General features: G+C 70.6%; 8 protein-coding genes and 3 tRNA genes. 9 read left to right on the forward strand and 2 right to left on the reverse strand.

Annotated elements, in window-relative coordinates; all coding sequences use genetic code 11:
* Nucleotides 1–69 precede the first annotated feature (69 nt).
* Together ACZ6WH_RS32920 and ACZ6WH_RS32925 are read right to left on the reverse strand one after the other, a co-directional pair.
* Nucleotides 70–483, reverse strand: coding sequence for a roadblock/LC7 domain-containing protein (locus ACZ6WH_RS32920; RefSeq protein WP_030257979.1), 414 nt, complete (start codon nucleotides 481–483; stop codon nucleotides 70–72).
* A 9-nt stretch (nucleotides 484–492) separates the two neighbouring features.
* Complete coding sequence (locus ACZ6WH_RS32925; protein ID WP_469733062.1) at nucleotides 493–4,347, reverse strand: sensor histidine kinase; 3,855 nt, start codon at nucleotides 4,345–4,347, stop codon at nucleotides 493–495.
* A gap of 370 nt (nucleotides 4,348–4,717) precedes the next feature.
* Here ACZ6WH_RS32925 and ACZ6WH_RS32930 point away from each other — a divergent pair, with 370 nt between their 5' ends.
* The 9 genes from ACZ6WH_RS32930 to ACZ6WH_RS32970 all read left to right on the forward strand — a co-directional run bounded on the left by ACZ6WH_RS32930 (nucleotide 4,718) and on the right by ACZ6WH_RS32970 (nucleotide 9,437).
* Nucleotides 4,718–4,900: a hypothetical protein gene (locus ACZ6WH_RS32930; protein ID WP_469733064.1), complete on the forward strand. Its 183-nt coding sequence runs from the start codon at nucleotides 4,718–4,720 to the stop codon at nucleotides 4,898–4,900.
* A gap of 41 nt (nucleotides 4,901–4,941) precedes the next feature.
* Nucleotides 4,942–5,127, forward strand: a complete 186-nt coding sequence (locus tag ACZ6WH_RS32935) for a hypothetical protein (protein WP_469733066.1) — start codon at nucleotides 4,942–4,944, stop codon at nucleotides 5,125–5,127.
* Between the two features lie 120 nt (nucleotides 5,128–5,247).
* Entirely contained in the window at nucleotides 5,248–6,009 is a 762-nt protein-coding gene (locus tag ACZ6WH_RS32940; RefSeq protein WP_361556097.1) for a fumarylacetoacetate hydrolase family protein, read from the forward strand.
* Nucleotides 6,002–7,510: a glutamate--tRNA ligase gene (gltX, locus tag ACZ6WH_RS32945; protein ID WP_469733069.1), complete on the forward strand. Its 1,509-nt coding sequence runs from the start codon at nucleotides 6,002–6,004 to the stop codon at nucleotides 7,508–7,510. The genes ACZ6WH_RS32940 and gltX overlap by 8 nt, the downstream gene beginning before the upstream one ends.
* A 152-nt stretch (nucleotides 7,511–7,662) precedes the next feature.
* The gene (locus ACZ6WH_RS32950) at nucleotides 7,663–8,262 is read left to right on the forward strand and encodes a Uma2 family endonuclease (protein ID WP_469733071.1); all 600 of its coding nucleotides are present in this window, start codon (nucleotides 7,663–7,665) and stop codon (nucleotides 8,260–8,262) included.
* 25 nt (nucleotides 8,263–8,287) lie between these two features.
* Nucleotides 8,288–9,010: an HAD family hydrolase gene (locus ACZ6WH_RS32955; protein WP_469733073.1), complete on the forward strand. Its 723-nt coding sequence runs from the start codon at nucleotides 8,288–8,290 to the stop codon at nucleotides 9,008–9,010.
* Between the two features lie 87 nt (nucleotides 9,011–9,097).
* Nucleotides 9,098–9,169, forward strand: a tRNA-Gln gene (locus ACZ6WH_RS32960).
* Between the two features lie 58 nt (nucleotides 9,170–9,227).
* Nucleotides 9,228–9,300: transfer RNA gene (locus ACZ6WH_RS32965), tRNA-Glu, on the forward strand.
* Between the two features lie 64 nt (nucleotides 9,301–9,364).
* Nucleotides 9,365–9,437 (forward strand) — tRNA-Glu (locus ACZ6WH_RS32970).
* Nucleotides 9,438–9,439: the final 2 nt, after the last annotated feature.

Consider the following 9,439-nt stretch of genomic DNA (forward strand, 5'->3'; position numbering starts at 1 on the left):
GGCTGGACAACTGGCTGTCGTCGGGTCGGGCCGGTGGGGGGAACTGCGGCACGTGGAATCGGTGGTGGATCAGTTGAGCAGGCTGCCCTGCAGCTCGGCGCGCAGGTCCGGTGTGAGGACGCCCCCCGCGCGGTCGACGAGCAGGGCCATCTCGTAACCGACGAGGCCGATGTCGCACTCGGGGTGCGCCAGTACGGCCAGCGACGATCCGTCGGAGATGGACATGAGGAAGAGGAAGCCGCGCTCCATCTCCACCACGGTCTGGTTGACGTTCCCGCCCTCGAAGATGCGGGAAGCGCCGGATGTCAGGGAGGTGAGCCCGGAGGCCACCGCGGCGAGCTGGTCGGCCCGGTCCCGCGGGAAGCCCTCGGACATCGCGAGCAGCAGACCGTCGACCGAGACGACCACCGTGTGGGACACCCCGGGGGTGTTGTCCACGAAGTTGGTGATCAACCAGTTCAGGTTCTGCGCCGCCTGGCTCATCGGACTCAACTAACGCTCCTGCTGGTGAGTGGGGTCCACGATGGGATGCGTGCCGGTGTGACCGGCCTGCCGGCCCTGCTGGATGCCCCGGCGGAGATTGGTCAGCCGGCCGCGCACGTCGTCCGGCGAGCGGGAGACTTGCGGTCCGCCCGGCCGGGGTTCCTGCTGCGCGGTGCCTGCGACCAGATTGGCACGTGGGACCCGGCGCGGCAGCCCGGAGGTGGTGATCCCGCCGGCCGCCGGCTGCCGGACCTGCTCGGCCCGGCGCCACACGTCGTCGTTGGGCGAGGTACGCCACTGGGCCTGCGCCGGCGCCTGCGCGCCGCCGGCCGGCTCACGCCGGGGCAGCCGCGGCGCCTCGGGGGCGCTCTGCGGCCGGCTCGGCGGCTCCTGCACCGCGCTGCCGCCCGGCTGGGTGAACCAGTTCGACTCGATGGTGTCGAAGATCGGCGTACGGCCGTCGCCGCCCGTGTCGCGCGGCGCGGGGCCGCCGAGGTAGTCGGCGTCGTCCGGCGCGGTGCGCGGCTGCTGCTGCGGCGGCACCTCGCCGGTACGGGGACCGCGCCCGAAGGCGTCGTCCCGGCCGAAGGCGTCGTCGCGTCCGTAGGAGTCGGCGTCGTACGCCTGGCCGCCGCGTGCCGGGGCCTCCTCGCCGCGGGCGGGCGCCGGGGCGCTCTCCTCGGCGGGGCCGGCGTCCTGCGCGGACTGCGGGGCGAACTCGCCGCTCCACATCGGACTGCTGGGCCCGGCGGGCGCCGCGGGAGGAGTGGGGGCCTCCTCGGCGGGCTGCCCGGACGACGGGGCCGACGGCAGCGTGAACTCGCCGCTCCACATCGGCCGGCCGCCCTGTGCGGGACCGCCCTGTGCGGGGCCGGCGTCGCGGGCCGGGGCGTCCGCGCCGGGGCGCGGGCCGCCGAAGTCGGGACGCTCGAACTGCGCCGTGTCACCGGGCCCGCCGGCCGTCGGCTGCGGGAACTGCCCGGTGGTCTCGGGCCGCTCGTACCGGCCGGTGTTCTCGGGCCGCTGGAACTGCCCGGTCGTCTCCGGCCGCTCGTACTGGCCGGTGTTCCCGGGCTGCGGGAACTGGCCCGTGGTCTCCGGGCGCTCGTACTGCGCCGGCAGTTCCGGACGGCCGTAGCCGCCGGCCGTGCCGTGCTCCTCGTGGCCGCGCGGGCGGTCCTCCTGGGGGCGCCGGGGCGCCAGCGGCCAGTCGTCGGCCGCCTCGCCGCGCTCACGCCGCGCACCCCAGCTGGAACCGGGCTGCTGCGCGTGCTGCTGCGGAGCGGACGCGTCCTGCCCCGCGGGACCGCCGGTCAGCTCGCCGGCCGGGCTGGGGGCACCTTCCAGCGGTAGCTGGGGGCGCGTGGGCAGCTGCGGCCGCTCGCCGCGCGGCGCGGGTGCGCCGGTGGGCGGGGCGACGGTCGGCTGGTGGTTCGCGGCCGGCGGCTGGGCCGGCTCACCGCCGCGCACCGGCAGCGAGGGCCGGTCCTGGCCGGCGGGGGCCGCCGGACGGTTGCCGAAGGCGTCGTTCTGCGGACGGGCCGGGGCACCGGGAGCGCCACCGGTGGCACCGCCGGGCGCGCCCGCGCCGGGACGGGTGGGCAGCGCCGTACGGGGACCCGCGCCGACCTGGCCGCGCGGCTGGAGGCCGGCGAGCCGGCTGGAGTGCTGGCCGCCCGCTTCACCGGCGCCGCGGCCGCCGGCGGGCTTGCCGGACTTGCCACCGGGGCCGGCCTTCTTGTTGGCGCCGCCGCTCTGCGCGACGTCCACCGGCAGCATGACCAGGGCCGTGGTACCGCCGGAGTCGGAGGGCCGGAGCTGGACGCGGATGCCGTGCCGCAGGGACAGCCGGCCGACCACGAACAGACCCATCCGGCGGGACACCGAGACGTCCACGGTCGGCGGGCTGGCCAGCCGCTCGTTGATCGCCGAGAGGTCCTCGGGGGAGAGGCCGATGCCGGTGTCGTGGATCTCGACCAGCACCCGGCCGTCGGGCAGCGCGTGACCGGTCACCTTGACCTTGGTCTGCGGCGAGGAGAACGAGGTGGCGTTCTCCAGCAGCTCGGCGAGGAGGTGCACGAGGTCGTTGACGACGCGGCCGGCGACCTCGGTGGTCGGCACCGCGCTCAGTTCGATGCGCTCGTACTGCTCCACCTCGGAGGCGGCGGCGCGCAGGACGTCGACCAGCGGGACCGGGCGGGTCCAGCGGCGGCCCGGCTCCTCGCCCGCGAGGACGAGGAGGTTCTCGCCGTTACGGCGCATGCGGGTCGCGAGGTGGTCGAGCTTGAACAGCGAGGAGAGCTGGTCGGGGTCGGCCTCGCGGGACTCCAGCTCCGAGATCAGCGACAGCTGCCGCTGGATGAGGCCCTGGCTGCGGCGCGAGAGGTTGGTGAACATCGCGTTGACGTTGCCTCGCAGCAGCGCCTGCTCGGACGCCAGCCGGACGGCCTCGCGGTGCACCTCGTCGAACGCGGTGGCCACCTTCCCGATCTCGTCCCGGCTGTGCACGCCGACGGACTCGACGGAGGTGTCGACCTCCTGCGGGTCGGCCTCGGAGAGCTGCTTGACCAGCTCGGGCAGCCGCTTCTGGGAGACGGTCTGGGCGGTGTCCTGCAGGCGGCGCAGCGAGCGGACCATGGAGCGGGAGACGACGAACGCGCCGATCAGCGAGATGCCCAGGACGAGCAGGATCACCGCACCGTTGATGATGGCGCCGGTGGTCGCGTCGTTGCGCAGCTCGCGGGACTTCTGCTCCATTTGCGAGAGCAGCGTCGTCTCGATGCGTGACATCAGGCTGATCTTGTTGGTGTCGAGGTCGTACCAGTCCAGGTACGACATCTCCTCACCGCGGATGCCCGACTCGGTCTTGAAGCTGCGGTCGGCGAAGGAGTTCGCGTGCTCGATGTCGTCGTTGCCGCTGTCCAGGCCCTCCATCAGGGAGGCGGCGCCGGGGTAGATGTTGGAGAACCGCTTGAGCGCGGACTCCTCGTTGTCCTCGGCGGTACGGCCGGCCAGCCGGTCGTTGGCGGACAGGTGCGCGTGGCCCTTGTGCGCCAGACCGGCACTGACGAAGGCCCGCTGCATCGACGCGTACTCCTTGGCGGAGGAGAACGCGGCCAGCGAGCGGGTGCTCTGGATCATCTCCGGGTTGCTGGTCGCCTGCGCCATGTCCTGGGAGAGCGCGAGCAGGGAGGTGATGAGCTGGTTGTACGCGCTGATCGTCTGGGCGACGTTCTCCTTGTCGGAGTACGCCTTGTTGCGGACCTCGTTGAGGGTGCCCAGCTGGCGCTGGATGTCGACGATCGTGGCGCGGACGCCGGCCATGGAGCCGCGCACCGAGTCGATGTCGTCGGTGTGCTCCTTGAACGACTTGACCGCGCGGTCGGTCTCCTCGCGCGGCGCCACGACATCGGTGTCGTCCTTGGTGTTGCCCGAGCCGGCGACCGGGCCGGCCGAGCGGTCCCGCTCCTCCTGGAGCGCGTCGGCGAGCTCGGTGGCCTGCCGCGTCATCTCCGTGAGGAGCTGCATGCGGTCCAGCTGGTCGATGTTGTCCAGCTCGCTGCTGATCCGCAGACCGCCCAGCGTCGTGGCGGCGACCACGGGCAGGGCGATCAGGGAGACCAGGCGCGTGCTGATGCGCCAGTTGCGCAGCGACAGACGGGTCCCGGGGCCCGTGGGGCCCTTGACCTTGGGGCGCTCGGCGGCGGAGTCGCCGGCCGGCGCCGGGTCGGTCCGGTCGGTCGGCAACGTGCCGCTCGCCGGACCGTTGCTCTGGGCGCGCTGCTGCGAGGAGGCGCGGTCGGTCCCGCCGCGCAGCTCCGGGTCAGCCGCAGCGCTGCCATCCCTCTTGAAACGTCCCTGCACTAGCGTCGCAACCTCTGGACCAGGCGTCCCTCCGCGTAACGGCGGGACGGTGTCGAGTCGTAGGGGGCCGCGGGCCCCATGGCGGTCGTGAGTGTGACCGGAGGGCTGCTCCCTCTGGCGAAGAGAGCGGCACCCACCGCGCGGCGCTGCTCTGCGCCCCCTGCGCGCCGTGTGAAACATGCGGCGGTCCGGGGAATTCCAGCACAGTGCCGGAGCAGCAACAAGAGCGGAGGCCCTGGCTGTGACATGTGTGACGCAATGTATGGAGTGAGTAACGAGTCGTAGAAGCTCCCGCCCCTTATAACGGACTTTTGCGAGCGTTCCGGTCGCCATAGCGCGCTGCCCCGGGTTCGGTAAAGGGGAGTGGAACGTGCACTTCGATCCGCCAATGTCCGTTTCGGCGATGTTTTTCGATCATGAAAATTGCGGCATTTGCCACACTGTTCGTGAGCAAACTCACATGATGATCACCGACTTTGCCGCACCCCCGGCAGGAATGCCGCGCATAGCCTTGCGCTTTACACAGGTGCCGCTGTCGCCCAGCGGCACCTGACGCATGTCCACCACGACGCGAGATACGCGAGGCATTCCGCAGTGAAGACGACGATGATGTTCCGCTCCATAGCCAACCCGCGGCGCACCACTCTGATGCACCTGAAGGACGCGGACGAGCTGCAGACCGCACCGGTCGAGGAAACCCCGGCCCCGGAGCACGCCGTCGAGCTGCCCGCCCAGACCGCCAACCCCCGCCGCACCGTCCTGATGACCGCGCCCGAGTAGGACGCGACGCACAAAACGGGGCAGCACGCCCCGTACGAAAGGGACAGAGGGCGGGCGCCGCTCCCGCGATAGCCTGGGTTGTCCACTCCCGGTTAGAGATCAAGAGGGGCAGCGGCTTCCGTGCGCATCGCCAGATTCTCCATCGACGGCAACGTCGGCTTCGGCGTCGTCGAGGGCAACGACCTCGACGTCATCAAGGGACACCCCTTCGCCGAGTTCGAGCGCTCGGGACAGAAGGTCCCCCTGGACAAGGTGCGGCTGCTGCCGCCCGTCCTCCCGAACAAGGTCGTGGCCATCGGCCGCAACTACGCCGAGCACGCCAAGGAGCTCGGCAACGAGGTCGACGACGTACCGGTCGCCTTCTTCAAGCCCTCCACCTCCGTGGTCGGCCCCGGCGACCCCGTCGTGTACCCCTCCTTCTCGCAGGAGGTGCACCACGAGGCCGAGCTGGCCGTCGTCATCGGCCGCATGTGCCGCGAGGTGCCGCGCGAGCGCGTCAAGGACGTCGTCCTCGGCTACACCTGCGCCAACGACGTCACTGCCCGTGACATCCAGAAGCGCGAGAAGCAGTGGGCCCGGGCCAAGGGCTTCGACAGCTCCTGCCCGCTCGGCCCCTGGATCGAGACCGAGCTGGACCCGAGCGACCTGACCGTCCAGTGCACGGTCAACGGCGAACAGCGCCAGCTGGGCCGCACCAGCGAGATGGTCCGCTCGATCGAGGACCTGATCGTCCACATCACCGAGGCGATGACGCTGCTCCCCGGCGACGTCGTCCTCACGGGCACCCCCGCGGGGGTCGGCCCGCTCAACGTCGGCGACGAGGTCGCCGTCACCATCGAAGGCATCGGCACTCTCACCAACAAGGTGATCAAGCGTGGCTAACGCGACCCCCGTCCGCGTACGTTTCTGTCCCTCGCCGACCGGCAACCCCCACGTGGGCCTGGTCCGCACCGCCCTGTTCAACTGGGCCTACGCCCGCCACCACGGTGGTGCGTTCGTCTTCCGGGTCGAGGACACCGACGCGGCCCGCGACTCCGAGGAGTCCTACGAGCAGCTCCTGGACGCCATGCGCTGGCTGGGCTTCGACTGGGACGAGGGCCCGGCGGCCTTCGACAGCGCCTCCGGCAAGGGCGACGGCGGCCCGCACGCCCCGTACCGCCAGTCGCAGCGCATGGACATCTACCAGGACGTCGCGCAGAAGCTGCTGGACGGCGGGTACGCCTACCACTGCTACTGCACCGCCGAGGAGCTGGACGAGCGCCGCGAGGCCGCCCGCAAGGCCGGCAAGGCCTCCGGCTACGACGGCAAGTGCCGCACGGTCACCCCCGAGCAGAAGGCCGCGTACGAAGCCGAGGGCCGCACCTCGATCGTCCGCTTCCGGATGCCCGACGAGACGATCACCTTCACCGACCTGGTCCGCGGCGAGCTGACCTTCCAGCCGGAGAACGTCACCGACTACGGCATCCTCCGGGCCAACGGCGCGCCGCTGTACACCCTGGTCAACCCGGTCGACGACGCGCTCATGGAGATCACCCACGTCCTCCGCGGCGAGGACCTGCTCTCCTCCACCCCGCGCCAGATCGCGCTCTACAAGGCGCTGATCGAGCTGGGCATCGCCAAGCAGGTCCCGGCCTTCGGCCACCTGCCCTACGTCATGGGCGAGGGCAACAAGAAGCTCTCCAAGCGCGACCCGCAGTCCTCGCTGAACCTCTACCGCGAGCGCGGCTTCCTCCCCGAGGGCCTGCTGAACTACCTCTCGCTCCTCGGCTGGTCCTTCTCCGAGGACCAGGACCTCTTCTCCATCGACGAGATGGTCGCGAAGTTCGAGATCGAGGACGTCAACGCCAACCCGGCGCGCTTCGACCTCAAGAAGGCCGAGGCGATCAACGCGGACCACATCCGCCGCCTCGACGTGAAGGCCTTCACCGAGGCCTGCGCCCCGTGGCTGCAGGCCCCGTACGCCCCCTGGGCCCCCGAGGACTTCGACCGGGCCGCGTGGGAGGCCATCGCCCCGCACGCCCAGACCCGCCTGACGGTCCTCTCCGAGATCACCCAGAACGTCGACTTCCTCTTCCTGCAGGAGCCGGTCTTCGACGAGGCGTCCTGGACCAAGGCGATGGGCAAGGGCGACCCGGTCGCGCTGCTCACCACCGCCCGCGCCAAGCTGGAGACCGCGGACTGGTCGAGCCCCGAGGCCCTCAAGGAGGCCGTCCTGGCCGCCGGCGAGGAGCACGGCCTCAAGCTCGGCAAGGCCCAGGCCCCGGTCCGCGTGGCCGTCACCGGCCGCACGGTCGGCCTCCCCCTCTTCGAGTCCCTCGAAGTCCTGGGCAAGGACCGCACCCTCGCGCGCATCGACGCGGCCCTGAAGAAGCTGGCCGGGTAGCCGCACGGCCCTGCCCGAACCCGAAGAGGGGCGGCGACCACACAGGTCGCCGCCTCTCTTTCGTGTATGACTGAGAGTGCAGGAACGTCTACGCAGGGGCGGTGCCGGAGATGACGCGGAACACTGAGCGTGACGCGCGAAGGAGGACGAACATGACTGCCCTCGCCGAGCGGCCGCACATGATCCGACAGCAGATGTCCCTGGACCTCTTCGAGGAGCTGGCTCGCGTCGCCATGCTCCACGACGAGGGGCCGCGTCTTGAGTTCATCGACGGGCGACTGGGGGTCAAGGCGATGCCGGACGGAGACCACGGCGAGATCATCATGTGGCTGCAAGAACTGTGCATCCAGCATCTCGTGGATCTTCGACTCTATGGAGAGCGGGGGCTCAAGGTCGAGGAGTACCGGAAGGGGCGAGCGCGTCCGGACGGCGTCCTTGCCCGGCGCGGGTCCTTCTCGGGGCACGGCGAATGGTCCGATCCGCACGCGGTTCTCATGGCCGTGGAAGTGACGTCCTACGACTCGGACACCGAGCGCCGCGACCGAGCCGACAAACCCCCCGCCTACGCCGAGGCCGGCATCCCGGTCTACCTGCTCATCGACCGGGATACCTGCGAGGTCAAGGTGTTCTCCCAGCCGGACGGGGTCCGCTACGAGCAGGTGCAGATCATCCCGTTCGGCAAAGAGGTCACCCTCCCCGACCCCGTGAACCTCACCCTCGACACCGAGCCCCTGAAGAACTGGGTCTCCTGAGGCGGGCGCCGCTACCGTGCGGGGCATGGCGATACGCGCGGTTCTCTGGGACGTCGACGACACGATCTTCGATTACGCGAGCGCCGACCGCGCCGGGATGCAGGCGCATCTTCTTGCCGAGGGCCTGAGCGGCGGATACCCCTCCGTCGACCAGGCCCTTACCCGTTGGAAGGAGCTCACCGAGCTGCACTGGCGGCGGTTCGAGAACGGCGGCATCGGCTTCGAGGCGCAGCGCCGCGACCGCGTGCGGGACTTCCTCGGTACGCCGTCGATGAGCGACGAGGAGGCCGACGACTGGTTCGGGCGGTACCTCGCGCACTACGAGGCCGCCTGGTCGCTCTTCCCGGACACGTTGCCGGTCCTGGAGCTGCTCGCTGCGGACTACCGGCACGCGGTCCTCTCCAACTCCTCCGTACGCAATCAGGACCGCAAACTGCGGGTGCTGGGCGTACGCGACCGTTTCGAGGCGCTGGTGTGCGCCGCCGACCTCGGCGTCGCCAAGCCCGCGGCGGGCGCCTTTCACGCCGCATGCGAGGCCTTGGGACTGCCGCCCGCGGAGGTGGCGTACGTGGGGGATCAGCCCGACATCGACGCGCGCGGGGCCGTCGCCGCAGGGCTCACCGGCATCTGGCTGGACCGCCGGGGACTGGGCGGCCGTCCCGAGCTGGTCCGGATCACCGGCCTGAACCAGCTGCCCGGGCTGCTGCGCGGCGATACGCGTTTTGGAGCGCCGGACACCTTCGGGTAATGTTCTTTCTGCGCCGCCCGAGAGGGCCGAGAGGCCCGGCCGGGAAGCGTAACCCGAACAAAATCCCCGCAGGGGGTTGCGTTTTGGTGGCCTATGGTGTAATTGGCAGCACGACTGATTCTGGTTCAGTTAGTCTAGGTTCGAGTCCTGGTAGGCCAGCAAGAGATCATCTTTTGCGTCATCGCACGTCGAAGCACGTCTCTTGATTGCAGTGCAAGCCCCCGTTGTGTAGCGGCCTAGCACGCCGCCCTCTCAAGGCGGTAGCGCCGGTTCGAATCCGGTCGGGGGTACAGATCCTTTCAATCCACTTCCTTCGGGTCGCTCCCGGATGCGGTGATGGCGAGGATCGCTAGGGCCCCCGTTGTGTAGCGGCCTAGCACGCCGCCCTCTCAAGGCGGTAGCGCCGGTTCGAATCCGGTCGGGGGTACT

The sequence above is a fragment of the Streptomyces sp. NPDC050806 genome (assembly GCF_055586425.1).

Bases quoted from the DNA above. Each gene is read 5' to 3' on its own strand.
- ACZ6WH_RS32955 (WP_469733073.1), top strand. From the start codon at position 8,288: ATGGCGATACGCGCGGTTCTCTGGGACGTCGACGACACGATCTTCGAT.
- ACZ6WH_RS32920 (WP_030257979.1), bottom strand. From the start codon at position 483: ATGAGCCAGGCGGCGCAGAACCTGAACTGGTTGATCACCAACTTCGTG.
- ACZ6WH_RS32950 (WP_469733071.1), top strand. From the start codon at position 7,663: ATGACTGCCCTCGCCGAGCGGCCGCACATGATCCGACAGCAGATGTCC.